We start from the raw sequence: 16,247 nt of genomic DNA, 5'->3' as shown, positions 1-16,247 counted from the left end.
GAACAGGACACGGAAGGGCGCCGCACCTTGAAAAAACGCATAAGCAATTCAAATCGATTGAGCAAAGGGATTGCGCCGTCGAGCGATAGACCGTTTGATTGGCAAAACACAAACACGAAGCAACGGTTGATATTCAGGGGAAGAACATGACTTTGCGCGCACACATGATGGATTGTCCGTTGATGATTTCGGACATTCTGGTCCACGCGGCAAATTGCCATGGCGATCAGGAGATCGTGACGCGGCTGCCGGAAAGCGGTCAGATCCATCGACAGAATTACGCCCAGACCCACGAGCGCACCAAGCAGCTGGCCAATGCCCTGCAGAAAAAGCTCAAGGTCCGCGAAGGTGATCGGGTCGCCACGATCGCCTGGAATTCGCACCGCCATTTCGAGCTCTACTATGCCATCTCCGGCGTGGGCGGGGTCGTGCACACGGTCAATCCGCGGCTCGACCCGAAGCAATTGATCTGGATGCTCGATCACGCTCAGTCGAAGACGGTTTTCTTTGACAAGCAGTTCGCGCCGCTCATCGATGCCATCTCGAAGGCCTGCAAATCGGTCAAGAACTGGGTCTTGATGACGGACAAGACCCATCTCGACGGCGTCCAGACCAAGTGCAAAAGCTATGAAGAGCTGATCGCCGAGTATCCGGCCGAATTCGACTGGCCGGTTTTCGACGAGTATGCGGCAGCCGGACTTTGCTACACCTCCGGCACCACGGGCGACCCCAAAGGCGTGCTCTACTCACACCGGTCCAGCGTGCTTCACGCGATGGCCAGTGCGTCAGCCGACGTGATCGGTGTCGGTGCGCGCGGTACGCTGTTGCCGGTTGTGCCGATGTTCCACGTCAATGCCTGGGGCATTCCCTACGCCGCGCCGATGAATGGCGCCAAGCTTGTGATGCCGGGCGCCCAGATGGACGGTGCCAGCATTCACGAGCTCATCGAAAGCGAGACTGTCAGCTATGTCGCCGGTGTCCCGACTGTCTGGCTGGGCCTGCTCAACTATCTTGAAACCGAAGGCAAGCGGATCGACTCCGTCGAGCGCGTGCTGATCGGGGGCTCAGCCCTGCCGGAAGCCCTGCTACGCGCCTATGAGGACAAGTATGGCGTGACCATGCAGCAAGGCTGGGGCATGACCGAGATGAGCCCGCTGGGCACGGTCAATTCGCTGCTGCCGAAACATGACGGCCTCGACCGCGAGGAGATCATCAAGATCAAGCTGAAACAGGGCCGTCTGGTCTTCGGCGTCGGCATGCGCATTGTCGATGATGAAGGCAAGGAACTGCCCTGGGACGGGAAGTCCTCCGGCCATGTCCAGGTCCGCGGTCCGTGGATCGCTTCGGGTTATTATCGCGGCGCCGGTGCCGAGAGCTTCACCGAGGATGGATGGTTCCAGACCGGCGATGTCGCCCATATGGACGGCAATGGCTTCATGACCATCACCGACCGGTCCAAGGATGTCATCAAGACCGGTGGCGAATGGATCTCGTCAATCGATCTTGAAAACGCCGCCATGGGCCATCCCTCGGTCGCCATGGCCGCGGCCGTCGGAATGCCGCATCCGAAATGGCAGGAACGACCGCTCATGGTTGTCCAGCTCAGGGAAGGCGCCGAACCGGATGCGGCCTCGATCATCGAGTATCTGCGTGGTGAGGTGCCGAAATGGTGGCTGCCCGACGCCGTCGAGTTCATCGATGAGATGCCGATCGGTGCCACAGGCAAGATTCTCAAGACCAAGTTGCGGGAAATCTACAAGGATTACGAATTCCCGACGGTCGACGCCTAGGCGCTTGCAACCGCCCTGTTGATCAAGCCCCGGCTGCCTGGCCGGGGCTTTTTCATGTCCGACATCTGACACGGGACTTAAATCGACTTAATCCCCCCTCACCCTCCCTTGTACGGTTTCGCAACCCCTCCTACATTCATATCGAAATTCGATAAGCCCTGATGAGGGCGAAGGAGACAGGACAATGGAGGTTTACGTTATGGGTGGTGAAGTCGCGGTGATTGGCCTGCTGGCCTACTTCCTGCCGACCCTGATCGGCCTCCTGCGTGGCCATGACAATACGTTCGCGATCTTCCTGACCAATCTGTTGTTGGGCTGGACCTTCATCGGCTGGATCGTGGCATTCATCTGGTCCTTCACAGCAATCCGCCGGCGCGTGCGGGCCTAAGGGTTCCCCAGACCCTGCTTTCGGGCTGACCGCCCAAGCCTCACACCCCAACGGTCAGCCAGGCAAACGCGCCTACCCCAACCGGCCCCAAACCGGACAATGCTGCGCCTGGATCGCCCCCAACGATCCGGGCGCTTTTTGTTTGGGCAGAGCCAATCATTTAGACAAACGTCGAAATAACGCTTGACTACATTTCGACCATTAGCTAATTGTCGATGCGTAACCGGGCCTTCTCGTCCCCCCGACCGATGCGCCCACACATCCCCCACTGCCAGCCTGGCGCCCTGAACCGGCGAACACCCCCGGCTGGCCAAAACCCAGAGGGCAATATGCACGTTTTCCGACACATCTCCCCCTGGCTGACGGGCCTCTTGATCGCGCTCTTGATGCCGATCACCCAGGCCTCGGCCGACGACACCGCCACCCCATCCGGCGACTGGCTTGGCGTTCTGGCAACGCCCGGCGGCGAATTGCGCCTGCTGGTCACCGCAAGCGAGCAAGACGATGGCAGCTATCGCGGCGAACTGGAAAGCCTCGACCAGGCGCCCGGACAGAAGATACCGATGAGCGAATTTGCGATCGATGCCGACACGATGCGCTTCGCCATCGCCGCGATGGGCGCGTCCTATAGCGGGCATTGGAATGCGCAGACCCAAAGCTATGAAGGCGAGTTCAGCCAGGGCATGACATTTCCGCTTGCCTTCACCCGCCCCGAAGGCGTCGAGATTTCGGTTGTTGAGGGCATGGATGGCGTCTGGGAGGGCATGCTGACCCGCGGCGAGACCGAACTGGCTTTCACGCTCAATATCGAGACCGGCGAGACTGGCACGCAGGTCACGCTCGATTCGGTCACCCAGGCCGCCTATGGCATCCCGGTGACGGATTTGTCCCGCGATGGTGACGTGATCGGTTTTCGCGTTCCGGCAGCCAATGTAACCTATCGCGGCAGGCTGGAAGCCGACGGCGATGCAATGAGCGGTGAGTGGACCCGACCGGGATTCCCCGATGCCGAGGTCGGCTTTCAACGGACGGCCGAGGTCGTCACCGGGCCCAATCGACCACAAGAGCCAACCGGCCCCTTTCCCTACACCGTCGAGACGGTCCGCTTCGACAATTCCGAGGCCGAGGGCGTGACCCTCGCCGGCACGCTGACCATCCCGGCTGGAGAGGGCCCCTTCCCGGCCGCCATCCTGATTTCCGGGTCCGGCCCGCAGGATCGCGACGAGACCGTGTGGACCCATCGCCCATTCGCCGTGCTGGCTGATCATCTCACGCGCAATGGCATTGCCGTGCTGCGCTATGATGATCGCGGCTTCGCGGAATCGACCGGCGATTTCGCGTCCTCGACCTCGCTGGACTTCGCCTCAGACACCGAGGCCGCGCTGGCCTGGCTGCGGGATCGGCCGGAGGTCGACACATCCGCCATCGGCCTGATCGGGCATAGCGAGGGCGGACTGATCGCTCCCATTGTCGCCGCCGACAATGACGCGGTCGCCTTCCTGGTCCTGCTGGCCGGCCCGGGCACGACCGGCGAGCAGATCATTCTCGATCAGTCACTGGCGGCGGCCCGCGCCGGAGGTCGCAGCGAAGACGAGCTGGACGCCCTGGCGCGCCTGATCCCGCAAATCACCGGCTCGGTGAGCGCTGCGGCGAATGAAGCCGAAGCCCGTTCTGCGCTCACCGCGCTCCTGACCGATGACATACTGGCCCTGCTCGGAGCGGCACCAGCGCAACGCGAGCTCCTGATCAGCCAGAATGTCCGGGCCTGGCAACGCACCTTCCTGCAGCACGATCCGGCCAGCTATCTGTCACGTGTCGATCAGCCCGTCCTGGCCGTGAATGGTTCGCTCGACCTCCAGGTCATCCCCGATGCCAATCTGGCCGGGGTGGAAGCTGGCCTGTCCGGCAATCCCGACGTCACGGTGATGGAGCTTGAGGGTCTCAACCACATGTTCCAGACAGCGCAGACCGGCATGGTCGCGGAATACGCGGAGATCGAGGAAACCTTCGCGCCTCACGCGCTGGACCTGATCTCGGACTGGATCGCCGCGCGCTTCGTGGATTGAGTACGACGAAATGGGTGACGGGTATGATCAACGCGACAGCGCGACGTCATGCCTGTCGCCCGCTCGTCTCTGCCTCACAGCCAGGTCGTGATCTCGTCGAGGCTTTTCTTGACCAGGGCGTGTTCGGGAACGGTCGCGTCCTCGGCCGGATAGCCGCCAACGATCAGCATGTAGGGTTTTTCCCCGGCCGGACGCTCGCAGACCTCATTGAGGAAGCGCATCGGATTGGGCGTGTGGGTCAGGGTGACAAGACCCGCCTCGTGCAGCGCCGCCAGCAGGAAACCGCAGGCGATCCCGACACTCTCGTGGATGTAATAATTCTTCTTGTCCTGGCCGATTTCCTCGCCGCCCCGCTTCTGGGCGAAGACCGCGATCAGGACCGGCGCGTGCTCCAGGAAGGGCTTGGAGGCGTCCGTGCCCAGCGGCGCCAGCGCGTCGAGCCATTCCTGCGGCGCCTTGCCGTCGTAGAAGGCTGCTTCCTCGGCCTCAGCCGCCTCACGCAGGGCGCGGCGTTTCTCCGCATCATTCAGGACCACGAAATGCCAGGGCTGGTGATTGGCGCCGGATGGGGCCGAGCCGGCGGCGATGATGGCCTGCTCGATCACCGCCCGCTCAACAGGTTTGTCGGAGTAATCCCGCACCGTGCGGCGCCGGAGCAAATTCTGCGTGAAGCGACTGACCCGATCGCGCATCTCGGCTTCGGGGTATTGGATGTAGTTTTCAAGCGGTACGCGTTTTTCCATGCCCATCGGGCCCCTCCCCGAACAAGTGCGGTGAAACAATCAATCCCAGTCCAGCACCACTTTGCCCGACTTGCCGGCGCGCATGGCGTCAAAGCCCTTCTGGAACTCGTCGGCTTTATAGCGGTGGGTGATGATGCGCGACACGTCGAGACCGCTCTCGAGCATGGCGATCATCTTGTACCAGGTCTCGAACATCTCGCGGCCATAGATCCCCTTCAGCGTGATCGCCTTGAGCACCAACTGGCCGAAATCGACCTCGATCGGTTTTGACGGCAGACCGAGCATGGCGACCTTGCCGCCCATCACCATGTTCTGGAGCATCGAGCCGAAGGCTTGCGGCGCGCCGGACATTTCCAGGCCGACATCAAAGCCCTCGGTCATGCCGAGCTCCTTGGCCACATCCTCGATTTTCTCCTTCGAGACATCGACCGTGCGGATATTCGGCGCGACCTGGCTGGCCAGGTGGAGGCGATGGGTATTGATATCAGTCAGGACGACATGCCGGGCGCCGACATGACGGGCGATCGCGGCGGCCATGATCCCGATCGGCCCAGCGCCCGTGATCAGCACATCCTCGCCGATCATGTCGAATTGCAGGGCGGTGTGCACAGCATTGCCAAGCGGGTCGAGAATGGCCCCGATCTCGTCGGGAACATCGTCCGGCAGCGGGACGACATTGAAGGCCGGGAGTTTCATGTATTCGGCGAAAGCACCCGGGATATTGACCCCGACACCGCGGGTTTCAGGGTCCAGATGGAACCGACCGGCGCGCGCGGCGCGGCTTGTGACGCCCACCACATGCCCTTCGCCGGAGACGCGTTGGCCTACCTTCACCCGGGTCACATTGGCGCCGATATCGACGATCTCGCCGGCATATTCATGCCCGACGACCATGGGCGTGGGCACATTCTTGGCGGCCCAGTCATCCCAGTTATAAATATGAATATCGGTCCCGCAGATTGCGGTTCGCTTGACCTTGATGAGAACATCATCCGGACCGATCGTCGGCTCGGGCACGTCCTCCATCCAGATGCCTTCTTCCGGCTTGGCTTTCACCAGGGCTTTCATGCGCTTCCCTCACCTTGTGGCGTCCCCGTCTCGGCGGGTTTGTCGCGAAGATACATCACAGCCGCGATGGGGAAAGTGAGCATCATCGGAATGAGCAGTATCGACATCAGTTCCGCAACATGGCCGTTTGAGCCGCTAGCAAAAGTCGCCACCAAAGCCAGTGCCCCGACGCCTGCCGGGACAGCGAGAATACGGCGCCCATCCATCCACAACATGGCAGCCATCCAGGCCGCATAGGCCGCGATCAGTCCCCATTTGACCCAGGTATCGATGCGCAGCATTTCGATTCGCACAGGCAGGAAACTGTCCAGGGCGTATGAGACAAGTTCGGCTTCGCTACTGGCCTCGTCGAAATAGCCATCGGGCAGACAATCGCGCAGAACGACATCATCGCGACCGTCCGGTGGCTCGATATCGGGGCCGCAGACCGGGTTCTCGATCTCGGCGAGGATGCTGTTGATTGTCGCGTTTTCCTGCCAGTCGGCGGGGATGGTGGCGAGCGCCAGCCCGACCCCGATCACGGCCAGAAAACGTCCCCGCAGCGCCATGCCGAGGAAAAAGGCCGCGGCCATGCCGGCATAGGCCAGCGGGAAGAACCAGTCCAGGAATTGGACCTCAACCAGCCAGGCTCTCAATGCGGCGGCCTCCTCACCCTGAAGAAAGTCCAGGTCTTCAGTGTCTTCGGCGAATTCAAGTGCAAGGATGGGCGTTTTGAAGCCCTCCGCCATCGGTGCACTTCCCAGGTCAGGCGGCGAACCGAACAGCGCCAGCGGAAAGGCCAGTGTCGCCACGGTCAGCACCAGAGTGGCCAGAAAGGCCCAGCGTGATGTTGTCATGTGTCCCCCGATCGGCATCATTGTGCGCCTTCACCCGTCGCGATCAAGCGGTCAGACGTTCAGCGACCGTCTCACCGATCGCCAGCGAGGAGGTCAGGCCCGGGCTTTCAATGCCGAACAGCGCAACCAGCCCTTCAACGCCATGTGTATCGGCCCCGTCGATGCGGAAATCGGGCTGGGGCTCACCGGGGCCATGCAGTTTGGGCCGGATACCGGCATAATCCGGCATCAAAGCGCCGTCCGGCAGGCCCGGCCAGAAGCGTCGAGCGGTCGCATAGAAGGCCTCGCCCCGCTCCGGATCGACCGTGTAGTCCTCACCCTCGACGAAGGCGAGGTCCGGCCCGAAGCGTGCCTGCCCGCCGAGGTCGCGGCGATAGTGCGTCCCCAAAGCGCCGGGAATGGGCAATGGATAGACCAGGCGCGAGAATGGCGCCTTGCCCGACAAGGTGAAATAGACGCCCTTGCCATAGTGCAAAGGCGGGATGGAGGCTGCCGGGACCGTCTCGATCAGGCCGGCAGCAGACTGGGCGCCCAGGCCCGCCGCGATCACCAGAAAGCGTGTCGTCACCTCGGTCGCATGCTCGCCGCCCGTGCGGACCACAAACCCGCCGCCCTTGAGGGGGGTCGCGCCGGCAAACGGCGTATTGACCGCAATCGCTCCGCCATGCCCGGCAATCTCGCCGGCCAGGGCGTCCATATAGGCATGGGCATCCATGACGCCGCTTTCTTCCGACAGGAGCGCGGCTTCGACCCGCAAGTCCGGCTCCAGCGCCCGCGCCTCGGCGCCGCTGAGCCGCCGCATACCGCCAACATGATTGGCATTGGCCTGATCGAGGATGGCGTCCAGGCGCTCGATTTCGTGCGGTTCGGTGGCCACGACAAGCTTGCCGCACTTGTCGTGCGGCAGATGATGATGCTCCAGAAAGGCGTAGAGCATCAGGCGACCCGCGACGCAGAGCCGCGCTTTCAGGGAGCCGGTCGGATAATAGAGCCCGCCATGAATGACCTCGGAATTGCGGGAGGAAACACCCTGGCCGATCTTCGCCTGGGCTTCCAGCACAATGGTTTCATGCCCGCGCCGGGCGAAGGCGCGTCCGGTCGCCAGCCCGACCGCTCCGCCTCCGACAATGATCACATCCGTTTCAAACGCCATGACGGCAGGCCTCTCCCGGGCGACTTTCTCGACTCACCTCATGATTGTACCGCGACGCGTCGAGGTAAATGGGGCAGGTTGTGCAAACGCCATCCTGCCAAGACCTGTCGGAGTCGATGTCATGAATCGCCGCAAACTTCTGCTGTCCGCCGCCGCGACGGCGGCGAGCGCCTCGCTCCTTCCACCCGCCGGCGCCCAGCGCCGCATCACTCAACCAACCTACCCCGGTGTCTATGTCACCGAGCTGCCGGAGGCGTCAGTATTCATCGAGCGGCCACTGGACGTCGCCGTTTTCGTCGGGCCGCTCGCCTCAGGCCTGCCAACCGGGGAAATCATCGCCGTGTCGGCCGGCGATCCGCATCCGGCCGAATTTGATCGGGCCATGCCGACCCTCCAACCCTATTTCGATCAGGGCGGCCAGCACGCCGTCCTGGTCCACGCGGCAGCGGATTCAGGCGGCGTCGCCGATTACGACGCCGCCCTCGACGCCTTGGACAACCGGAGCGACCTCGCCTTCACGCTGCTCTATCTGGTCGACGCAACCGGCGCGCGCGATGATGCAAGCCCCGCCCTGACCGCCCTGTATGAACGCGCCTTGTCCTCGGCCCGCAACGGCTTTGCGACACTGATCATCGATGCGCCGGATAACGCCACCGACTATGCTGACTGGCGCACCAGGCTCGGCCTCAGCGATCCGGACATCGCGGCTTATGCGCCGTGGCTGACCAATTCCGCGGGCGAGACAGTTCCGCCGGGCCCCGTCGTGATGGGATCCATCATGGCGATAACGGCCGCGGACGGCGTGTGGAAAGCCCCGGCCGGCCTGCAAACCCGGATTTCCTACGGCACGACACGGACCCCCACCCAGGCGGAAATGGGCGCGATGACAAACGCCAACACCAATCCGATCTGGACCACGCCGCAGAACGGGACAGTTCTATGGGGGGCCCGGACTTTCTCCAGCTCGCCGGACACACGCTATCTGCCGGTTCGTCGCCTGCAGCGCTGGATCGAGGGCAGCCTGCCCGCGTCGCTCGCCTGGGCGGCCGTACGCGACAATGACGCCGCCTTGTGGCGCGAGGTTTCGGCGACGGTGGTGGATTTTCTCAACGGGATCTACCGCGCCGGCGCACTGATGGGCCAGACGCCCGCACAATCCTATTTTGTGCAATGCGGACTGGGCGAAACCATGACCCAGGCCGATATCGATGCCGGCAAGCTTGTCGTCTTGATCGGCGTCGCCCCCGTCCGGCCGGCGGAGTTCATTGTGATCGAATACGAGATGCGGATCGAGCCGAACTGAAGGCGGATCATCGAACACGGAAAAACGCCCGGCTCACAGGCCGGGCGTTTTCCATCCTGCTGACACAGGCGGACTAGCCTTCCGCTGCGCTCACTGGCGGAAAGATGCGCCCAAGGGGGCCGGCCTGCGGGATGGGGGCGAGCAGGATCCGGCGGACCGGGTTCCAGGCGGCGCCCAACAGGACCACTACAGCACCGAGCACCAGCAGGGTCACAGCGACAACAGCGCCAGCACCCAGGTCGGACGCATTGACGATCACCCCGATCGAGACGCCCGCCGTGACCAGGCCGGAGACGATCAGGGCGCGGCGATTGATCAGCAGCGAGACCAGGGCAAAGAGCCCGATCACCGTCAGCGCCGTAATGGCCAGGCGCATCGATTCCGCACTGTCCGTCGCCATGGCGGCAAACAGGTTGAGCGATTCCGGATTCGCAAAGTCGCTATCCTGGAAGGTCCAACCGGTCTGGGTGAGGTTCAAAACGGCACCCAGCAGGATCGGGGCGGCGAAGAAGTGGAGCCAGAAGGCCGTCCCGGCCAGGCGTGTCTCACGGCCCGGATCACGGGCATCAAAGAGAATACCGCCCAGCAACAAGGCACCACCAGCGGCGACATTGAGGGTCGGAGCCCAGACGATCACCGTGTAGGGATCGATCGCCAGCAGGGTCATCACGGCGGTCAACACGACGCCGACCCCCATCAGCCCGCCAGCGAAAGGCAGGCGGTAGCTGACATAATAGGCCGTGACCGGCAGCAGGAAGGCGAGACCGAGTACAATTGGCATGACGCGGATCGAGGCCGGCAGCTGCGACACCACCATCATCACGGCGTCCCGACCGAATTCCATATTCTCGGCGCCCTCGCCAGCGAGTTCGAAATTCCCTTCGGAGATACCGACGCCATGGATCAGGAATTGGGCATAGCCCCAGACCAGCACGACCATGGTGGCGACGCCAAACACGGCCGACAGCACGATGCCGGGCAGGATGCGGCGTTGCTTGCCGACAAGAAGGGCCGAGAGCAGCCAGGCGAAGATGCCAATCCCGCCAATCAGCGCCATAAGCGCATTCTGCCAGGCCTGTTCGCCCTCATCGAGGCCGAGCCCGACCATTACCTGACCGGCGCCGGCGCCAAGGCCGGCGAGCAGGATCAAGACCCCGATCGTCGTGAAGATGTCGTGGAAATTGTTCAGGAAAGGCAGCATTTCGTCCGATGGACGCGCACTGCTCGCACGCACTTCGCTAGTATCCGTCATATCAGTCCCCTGTGTCACGTTACCCGTGTGATGCCCCCAAGCGATCATTCGGATGCAGATTTCGCCAAAAAGGCGAGTTTGCAAGGGGCACACTACGCGTGTTTGGGGAAAAGGTCAGGGGGACTGGGTCCGGCGGCGTCCCGTGCCGCAAAGGCAGACCGGCGCCGTGATCACGGCGCCGGTCGCAAGCCCTATCGGGCGATAGGGCGGCTGGCCTCCAGGATGGGAAGTCCGGCCTCGGTCGGGATGTAGATCACGTCCTGGCCATTATCGCCAAGCGACTGGATCCACAGATAGCGCAGATAACCGTCCGGACCGCCCAGGCCTTCTGCGACGATGGCGTTGGCTTCCGCGACACCGCGGGCGCGGGCAACTTCCGCCTCGGCATTCAGCTCCTCGGCCTCAAGCCGGGCCTGCGCCTCGAGCACGGCGATGTGGCGGTTCTGCTCCGCGCGGACCAGTTCAGCCCGGCCGGCGAGCTCCTGCTGCCAGATCCCATATTGTGGCAGACCCCACATCAAGGCACCGATCGACACGACAAGAAACGCCGCAATGGCGATGAACAAACCAGGTCTCATAGCCCCTCTCCTTCTATAAAGCGGTTGAATGACAACAACTTATAACGAGGAGAGAGCCTTTATCAGAGGGAATGGCGCGTCCGGAATCCGGGAGGGATTGGGATGGGGCGAATCCGGGGTCAGATGAGCCTATCGGGCTTTCAGATCATCACGCGCAAGGGGCGCGCCGTGCAGTATGACGGTTTGGATCGTATCCCAGGCGCCAACATCAAGGCGGGGATTGGCCTCCAGCAATAGCAGGTTGGCAACCTTGCCCACCTCGACCGTGCCGTAGCGCGCCTCGAGTCCGAATTGCTGTGCCGGGTTGATGGTCCCCGCCCGGAAAACGGACTCTGGCGACACGCTGGATTGCGCCAGGCTCTCGATCTCGAGCCGTGTGCAAAGCCCCGGTTGATTGGCACTGGTCGGGCTGCCGGGACAATCGCTTGCCAGAAGCAGCGGATGCCCGATCTGCTCAAGAAAGGCCGTCGCCCGCTGAACGCGCCCGACGCCATAGCCAAAAATCGCCGCCATCTCGTCTCGCGGCATGCCCGGCGGGAAATCGGCGGCCAACTCATCAGCAAACCAATCCGCGCCGCCGGCGCGATACCAGTCGAGCAGGTCGGCGGGCACAATGTCAGCGTATTCCGGCGCATCCATCCGGGACGGTAGCAGATGCTCGCCCAAGCCCTCCATGACGCGATGGGTCGGCATGTAGCCGACACCTTGCTCGTGCAAGCGCTGCAGAATGTCTGCAACGGGCGGGTCGCCTTCTGGCCATTGCCAATTCCACAAGCCGTGCGCCATTACATCAACGTCAGCATCAAGCGCGATCTGATACATGTCGATCGCATTGGCGTGTGCGAGCAGGGGAAGCTCGTGCGCAAGCGCCGCGTCCCGGATTCGGCGCAGCGTTTCAGTATCATACAGAGGCCATTCCGATTCCGCGCCGAAACCGTCCTCCAGATAGATTTTCACACAGATGGCACCGTCCGCCGCGATCCGCTCGACCACCATTTCCGGCGTCTGGGTCGATGAAATGCGATACGGGTAGAGCGAAAGCATATCCGCATCATCGCGCTGATTGATCGGGTAACCGGCTTCCTCATTGGGGATTTCACCACAGCGGAAAAAGTCCGGTGCCGGGCTGTTCGCGGCAAAGTCGCGCCAAGCCAGAAGAGGCGCCGGATCGAGGATCTGGGTAACGCCATAATAAAGCAGGCTGCGGGGCTGTTGCGCCATAAAGGCGTCGACCAGCGCCTCATGATCACCTGCTGGTGCCACACCGATCGCGCCCATACCGGGCACGAAGGCAACATGGTGATGACTGTCCATCAGGCCCGGCGTCAGGAAGCGACCATTGCCTTCGATCCGCATGACCGATCGGTCGACCCTGATCGGCTCGACGGAGATTTCCGCAATGAGGCCGTCACGGATCAGGACATTCATGGCATCGGAGGCCGTCTCACGCTCGGCGGAGACGATCACGACGTTTTCGATCAGGAGATCATCGCTATCGGAGGCGCACCCGATGAGCGCCAGGCAAACGAGTATTGTCGTAAAAAGCGAAACCCTCACAGCCACACTTTCCTTTTCTCTGTCGTCTGTCGCCTGCAGGTCGGATGAAACACGCGAGAGGAACTTTTCGCCCAAACCGCCGCGTTGCCGCGTCGCGCCTAGATAACGCCCAATTCCTTGCCAACCTTCGTAAACGCCGCCACAGCCCGGTCGATCTGTTCCGGCGTGTGGGCTGCGCTCATCTGCGTGCGGATGCGCGCCTTGCCCTTGGGCACGACGGGGAAGAAGAAGCCGATTACATAGACGCCCTCACCCATCAGTTTTGACGCCATCTCCTGGGCCAGATTGGCATCGCCCAGCATGACCGGGATGATCGGGTGCTCGCCGGGCAGGAGGTCGAAGCCGGCGTCGCTCATGCCCGCGCGGAAGCGTTTCGCATTGTCGAACAGGCGGGCCCGCAGATCGCCCCCCTCGGCGACCATGTCGAGCGCCTTGAGCGACGCCCCCGCGATGGCCGGCGCCAGTGAGTTGGAAAACAGATAGGGCCGCGAGCGCTGGCGCAGCATGTCGATGATCTCCTTGCGCGCCGCGGTGAAACCGCCCATCGCGCCGCCCAATGCCTTGCCGAAGGTGCCGGTGATGATGTCGATCTCGCCCAGCACCCCGCAATGCTCCGGCGTGCCGCGGCCTTGTGAGCCCATGAAGCCGTGCGCATGGCAGTCATCGACCATGGTCAGCGCATCATACTGTTTGGCCAGGCCGACGATGGATTTCAGGTCGGCGATATAGCCATCCATCGAGAAGACGCCGTCGGTGACGATCAGGACATGCCGCGCGCCGTCCGCCCGGGCCTGTTTCAGCTGGGTCTCGAGATCCGCCATGTCGGAATTGGCGTAGCGATAGCGCTTGGCCTTGCAAAGACGAACGCCATCGATGATCGAGGCGTGGTTGAGTGCGTCCGAGATGATCGCATCCTCCGGCCCCAGAAGCGGCTCGAACACACCGCCATTGGCGTCGAAGGCGGCGGCATAGAGGATGGCATCCTCACAGCCGGCAAAGGCCGCGACCTTGGCTTCCAGCTGTTTGTGCAGGTCCTGCGTACCACAGATGAAGCGCACCGAAGCGACGCCGAAACCATGACTGTCGAGTGTGGTCTTGGCGGCCTCGATCAACTCCGGCCGGTTGGCCAGGCCGAGATAGTTATTGGCGCAGAAATTGATGACATGGCTGGACGCCCCGTCCGCCGTCACATCGATCTCGGAGAATTGCTGCGAGGTGATGATGCGTTCACGCTTGTAGAGACCATCGGCGTCGATCTGGGCGAGTTCGGCTTTGAGATCGGCAAAGAACGCGTCGGACATGAAGGGGCTCCGTGGATGAGTCTGTGTTGGCCCACCTTCTATTGCCCTGCCCCTTGCTTGTCATCCCGGCCGGACGCCTCGCGAAGGCGGGGCGCAGAGCCGGGACCCATCGACACGAAGCCCGGCAGGATGCCGGTGCGGCAGCATGACGGCGTATATTCGAACACGCACCCGGTGTCTGGGTCCCGGATCTTCGCCCGGCTCAAGGCCGGGCATCCGTCCGGGATGACAAAGGAGGAGCGGGATTGGGACATGCCGCACTCCGTTTTCCCGGCCCGAAACCGGCAAAAGCCGGTTGGAGCGCCGGGACCGACTGCGCGTCTTCACAAGCGATGAGTATCCCGGCGTTCCCGGACAGCGCTGTCGCGCCTTCGGAAAAAATGTATCGATAGCCCAACCTTCCCCAGACTGGTGACGCATCGTTTCGTTTCCATTTGACACTCACCGCCCACCCCCGCACGCTCCGGCGTCAGGCTCTGGGGGGGCGACATGGTGACAACGGCCGGGCGCGGTGAGCGCTTCTTCTTTTTCTACGCGCTGGCGCTCTTCGCCATCGTGGTGTCTGCATTTCCGCTGCATGCATTGATCAATGGCGATCACCTGGCTCCGATGCGCCCGCACCTCCACCTGCATGCCGTCTCGATGGGGCTCTGGTATGCATTGATGGTGGTGCAGACTGGCCTGATCGCGCGCGGCCGGGCCGGGCTGCACAAAACCCTCGGCTTCGCCAGCCTTGCCCTGGTCGCGATCATGCTGCCGACCGGGATCTGGGTGTCCTGGGAGAACATGCAGCGTACCGGTGAAAACACGATCCTGATCGCCAACAGCGCCAATGTGACCGTCTTCCTGGTGTTCTACGGGCTCGGTCTCCTCAACCGCACCACGGCCGAGCTGCACAAGCGCTTCATGCTCTTCGCCGGTCTCGCCCTGATGCTGCCGGCCTTCGCGCGGGTGACCTATGTCTTCCACCTCAATGAGTATCTCGTCCTGCCGATCTGGCTGTTCTTCCTGCTGGCTATCCCGGTCTATGACCTGATCAGCCAACGCAAGATCAAGACCGCCAGCCTGATCGGGATCGGGATCAATGTTCTCTATATTGGCGGGCTTCTGGTTACGACGGCCCCGCCGGAAGGGTGAGAGGGCTGGAACGCATCTCCACTTCCCGTTTGATTGTCAGCCCGACGCACGTCCGCGCAACGGGATCCCTCAGGACCCGGACCGTCGCAAACGGATGGCAAGGACGAGACCGCCCAAGGCAGAGATGATTGAGAGCACGGCCATCAAGAAATAGATGACGGTCACGTCGTGGTGCACGACGCCGTCGGCAAAACAGCGGCCATTCTCATCGAAACACCCGCGATTGCCCCAGTGAAGCGTCGCAAACAACCAACCGACCCAGACCGCCAACACGACAGACAACAGGGTCCATGCCAGGGCGAGCAGTCTGATCATGGCCGCCGTTACTCCCTGCTCCGTGCTCGGCAGCTCCAGCCTCTGCTCCCGCGCGCAATCCTTCGCGGGTCAAACCCTGCCACACCTTTGCACTCTAAGTCCTTGACCCCACCACTCCAATGCGGCCCACTCGCTGATGAGCTGATTGATAGAAGTCCCGAAAATGAAGTTCCGCACTTTGAAATCCATTGCCCACAATCTAGCGGATTCCTACGCATCCGGGATCAGCTTTTTGCTCGGCGAGTACGAAATCTATCTCTTTGACGAAGCCGCAAGCGCGCCCGAAGGGCAGATAACCGTGGACTTTCTGGCGGGGACTTCGACCGGATCACCAGTGACCGCAGGGCTCGCCCGTATCATCGCGCGCGGACCGCAAGGATTGAAGCGGCTCTGCGACAAACACGGGTGCTCGGTTGACGAGTTCAAGGAACTGACGGTTCGGTTCGGCACCGACCCAGTGCAGGGCAGGCATTTCACGGTCGCTGTGACCAGCTCATCAGGCAGAACGTCTCAAGACCTCTATCTCGGCTCTCCGGGACGGGCCCGAGTACGGTTTGCCTAATCCACGCTCGGCAGATCCAGCCCCTGCTCCCGAGCGCAATCCTTCGCAATCTCATACCCCGCATCCGCATGGCGCATCACGCCGGTACCCGGATCATTCCACAGCACGCGGCCGACGCGGGCGGCCGCCTCGTCGGTGCCGTCGGCGAGGACGACCTGGCCGGAATGCATCGAATAGCCCATGCCGACACCGCCACCA

General features: G+C 62.5%; 15 protein-coding genes and 1 pseudogene. 6 read left to right on the top strand and 10 right to left on the bottom strand.

What is annotated here, in order from left to right:
- Positions 1–146: 146 nt before the first annotated feature.
- From JXQ94_RS05915 to JXQ94_RS05905, 3 genes are all read left to right on the top strand, one after another.
- Positions 147–1,790 (top strand): long-chain-fatty-acid--CoA ligase, encoded by a 1,644-nt coding sequence (locus JXQ94_RS05915; RefSeq protein WP_421922866.1) that lies wholly within the window; start codon positions 147–149, stop codon positions 1,788–1,790.
- A gap of 184 nt (positions 1,791–1,974) precedes the next feature.
- Positions 1,975–2,178 (top strand): superinfection immunity protein, encoded by a 204-nt coding sequence (locus JXQ94_RS05910; RefSeq protein ID WP_295694000.1) that lies wholly within the window; start codon positions 1,975–1,977, stop codon positions 2,176–2,178.
- A 329-nt stretch (positions 2,179–2,507) separates the two neighbouring features.
- A complete protein-coding gene (locus JXQ94_RS05905) occupies positions 2,508–4,244 on the top strand; it encodes an alpha/beta hydrolase family protein (protein ID WP_421922865.1) in 1,737 nt (578 codons plus the stop codon).
- A 74-nt stretch (positions 4,245–4,318) separates the two neighbouring features.
- Here the strand turns inward: JXQ94_RS05905 and JXQ94_RS05900 are convergent, their stop codons facing one another.
- From JXQ94_RS05900 to JXQ94_RS05885, 4 genes are read right to left on the bottom strand one after another with little or no spacing between them, the layout of a single operon-like run.
- The gene (locus JXQ94_RS05900; protein ID WP_421922864.1) at positions 4,319–4,987 is read right to left on the bottom strand and encodes a nitroreductase family protein; all 669 of its coding nucleotides are present in this window, start codon (positions 4,985–4,987) and stop codon (positions 4,319–4,321) included.
- A 39-nt stretch (positions 4,988–5,026) separates the two neighbouring features.
- Positions 5,027–6,055, bottom strand: a complete 1,029-nt coding sequence (gene tdh, locus JXQ94_RS05895; RefSeq protein WP_421922863.1) for an L-threonine 3-dehydrogenase — start codon at positions 6,053–6,055, stop codon at positions 5,027–5,029.
- Positions 6,052–6,891, bottom strand: coding sequence for a hypothetical protein (locus JXQ94_RS05890; protein ID WP_421922862.1), 840 nt, complete (start codon positions 6,889–6,891; stop codon positions 6,052–6,054). The genes tdh and JXQ94_RS05890 overlap by 4 nt, the downstream gene beginning before the upstream one ends.
- A gap of 43 nt (positions 6,892–6,934) precedes the next feature.
- Positions 6,935–8,044 (bottom strand): NAD(P)/FAD-dependent oxidoreductase, encoded by a 1,110-nt coding sequence (locus tag JXQ94_RS05885; protein ID WP_421922861.1) that lies wholly within the window; start codon positions 8,042–8,044, stop codon positions 6,935–6,937.
- 121 nt (positions 8,045–8,165) lie between these two features.
- On the opposite strand from JXQ94_RS05885, the gene JXQ94_RS05880 reads away from it, so the two are divergent.
- Positions 8,166–9,347, top strand: coding sequence for a phage tail sheath family protein (locus JXQ94_RS05880; RefSeq protein ID WP_421922860.1), 1,182 nt, complete (start codon positions 8,166–8,168; stop codon positions 9,345–9,347).
- A gap of 73 nt (positions 9,348–9,420) precedes the next feature.
- Here the strand turns inward: JXQ94_RS05880 and JXQ94_RS05875 are convergent, their stop codons facing one another.
- The 4 genes from JXQ94_RS05875 to JXQ94_RS05860 all read right to left on the bottom strand — a co-directional run bounded on the left by JXQ94_RS05875 (position 9,421) and on the right by JXQ94_RS05860 (position 14,035).
- On the bottom strand, positions 9,421–10,599 hold the full coding sequence (locus JXQ94_RS05875) for a hypothetical protein (RefSeq protein ID WP_421922859.1): 1,179 nt from the start codon (positions 10,597–10,599) through the stop codon (positions 9,421–9,423).
- Positions 10,600–10,790: 191 nt separating this feature from the next.
- Complete coding sequence (locus JXQ94_RS05870; protein ID WP_421922858.1) at positions 10,791–11,177, bottom strand: membrane protease subunit; 387 nt, start codon at positions 11,175–11,177, stop codon at positions 10,791–10,793.
- 129 nt (positions 11,178–11,306) lie between these two features.
- Positions 11,307–12,734, bottom strand: coding sequence for an amidohydrolase family protein (locus JXQ94_RS05865; protein WP_421922857.1), 1,428 nt, complete (start codon positions 12,732–12,734; stop codon positions 11,307–11,309).
- Between the two features lie 98 nt (positions 12,735–12,832).
- Positions 12,833–14,035, bottom strand: a complete 1,203-nt coding sequence (locus JXQ94_RS05860) for a glycine C-acetyltransferase (RefSeq protein ID WP_421922856.1) — start codon at positions 14,033–14,035, stop codon at positions 12,833–12,835.
- A 489-nt stretch (positions 14,036–14,524) separates the two neighbouring features.
- Here JXQ94_RS05860 and JXQ94_RS05855 point away from each other — a divergent pair, with 489 nt between their 5' ends.
- On the top strand, positions 14,525–15,172 hold the full coding sequence (locus tag JXQ94_RS05855) for a hypothetical protein (RefSeq protein ID WP_421922855.1): 648 nt from the start codon (positions 14,525–14,527) through the stop codon (positions 15,170–15,172).
- A gap of 69 nt (positions 15,173–15,241) precedes the next feature.
- Here the strand turns inward: JXQ94_RS05855 and JXQ94_RS05850 are convergent, their stop codons facing one another.
- On the bottom strand, positions 15,242–15,487 hold the full coding sequence (locus JXQ94_RS05850) for a hypothetical protein (RefSeq protein ID WP_421922854.1): 246 nt from the start codon (positions 15,485–15,487) through the stop codon (positions 15,242–15,244).
- Between the two features lie 163 nt (positions 15,488–15,650).
- Here JXQ94_RS05850 and JXQ94_RS05845 point away from each other — a divergent pair, with 163 nt between their 5' ends.
- Complete coding sequence (locus tag JXQ94_RS05845; protein WP_421922853.1) at positions 15,651–16,049, top strand: hypothetical protein; 399 nt, start codon at positions 15,651–15,653, stop codon at positions 16,047–16,049.
- Here JXQ94_RS05845 and JXQ94_RS05840 read toward each other — a convergent pair.
- Positions 16,046–16,247, bottom strand: a pseudogene (locus JXQ94_RS05840) (urocanate hydratase); the annotation flags it as partial. The gene JXQ94_RS05845 and the pseudogene JXQ94_RS05840 overlap by 4 nt on opposite strands.

This window comes from Maricaulis maris (assembly GCF_049116555.1).
Taxonomy (GTDB): Bacteria; Pseudomonadota; Alphaproteobacteria; order Caulobacterales; family Maricaulaceae; genus Maricaulis; species Maricaulis maris_C.
Note: the sequence above shows the minus strand (reverse complement) of the source record. Positions and strands in the feature narration are given on the sequence as shown.

Bases quoted from the DNA above. Each gene is read 5' to 3' on its own strand.
- JXQ94_RS05915 (WP_421922866.1), top strand. From the start codon at position 147: ATGACTTTGCGCGCACACATGATGGATTGTCCGTTGATGATTTCGGAC.
- JXQ94_RS05880 (WP_421922860.1), top strand. From the start codon at position 8,166: ATGAATCGCCGCAAACTTCTGCTGTCCGCCGCCGCGACGGCGGCGAGC.
- JXQ94_RS05850 (WP_421922854.1), bottom strand. From the start codon at position 15,487: ATGATCAGACTGCTCGCCCTGGCATGGACCCTGTTGTCTGTCGTGTTG.
- JXQ94_RS05875 (WP_421922859.1), bottom strand. From the start codon at position 10,599: ATGACGGATACTAGCGAAGTGCGTGCGAGCAGTGCGCGTCCATCGGAC.
- JXQ94_RS05845 (WP_421922853.1), top strand. From the start codon at position 15,651: ATGAAGTTCCGCACTTTGAAATCCATTGCCCACAATCTAGCGGATTCC.
- JXQ94_RS05900 (WP_421922864.1), bottom strand. From the start codon at position 4,987: ATGGAAAAACGCGTACCGCTTGAAAACTACATCCAATACCCCGAAGCC.
- JXQ94_RS05870 (WP_421922858.1), bottom strand. From the start codon at position 11,177: ATGAGACCTGGTTTGTTCATCGCCATTGCGGCGTTTCTTGTCGTGTCG.
- JXQ94_RS05860 (WP_421922856.1), bottom strand. From the start codon at position 14,035: ATGTCCGACGCGTTCTTTGCCGATCTCAAAGCCGAACTCGCCCAGATC.
- JXQ94_RS05890 (WP_421922862.1), bottom strand. From the start codon at position 6,891: ATGACAACATCACGCTGGGCCTTTCTGGCCACTCTGGTGCTGACCGTG.
- JXQ94_RS05905 (WP_421922865.1), top strand. From the start codon at position 2,508: ATGCACGTTTTCCGACACATCTCCCCCTGGCTGACGGGCCTCTTGATC.
- tdh (WP_421922863.1), bottom strand. From the start codon at position 6,055: ATGAAAGCCCTGGTGAAAGCCAAGCCGGAAGAAGGCATCTGGATGGAG.
- JXQ94_RS05855 (WP_421922855.1), top strand. From the start codon at position 14,525: ATGGTGACAACGGCCGGGCGCGGTGAGCGCTTCTTCTTTTTCTACGCG.
- JXQ94_RS05910 (WP_295694000.1), top strand. From the start codon at position 1,975: ATGGAGGTTTACGTTATGGGTGGTGAAGTCGCGGTGATTGGCCTGCTG.
- JXQ94_RS05885 (WP_421922861.1), bottom strand. From the start codon at position 8,044: ATGGCGTTTGAAACGGATGTGATCATTGTCGGAGGCGGAGCGGTCGGG.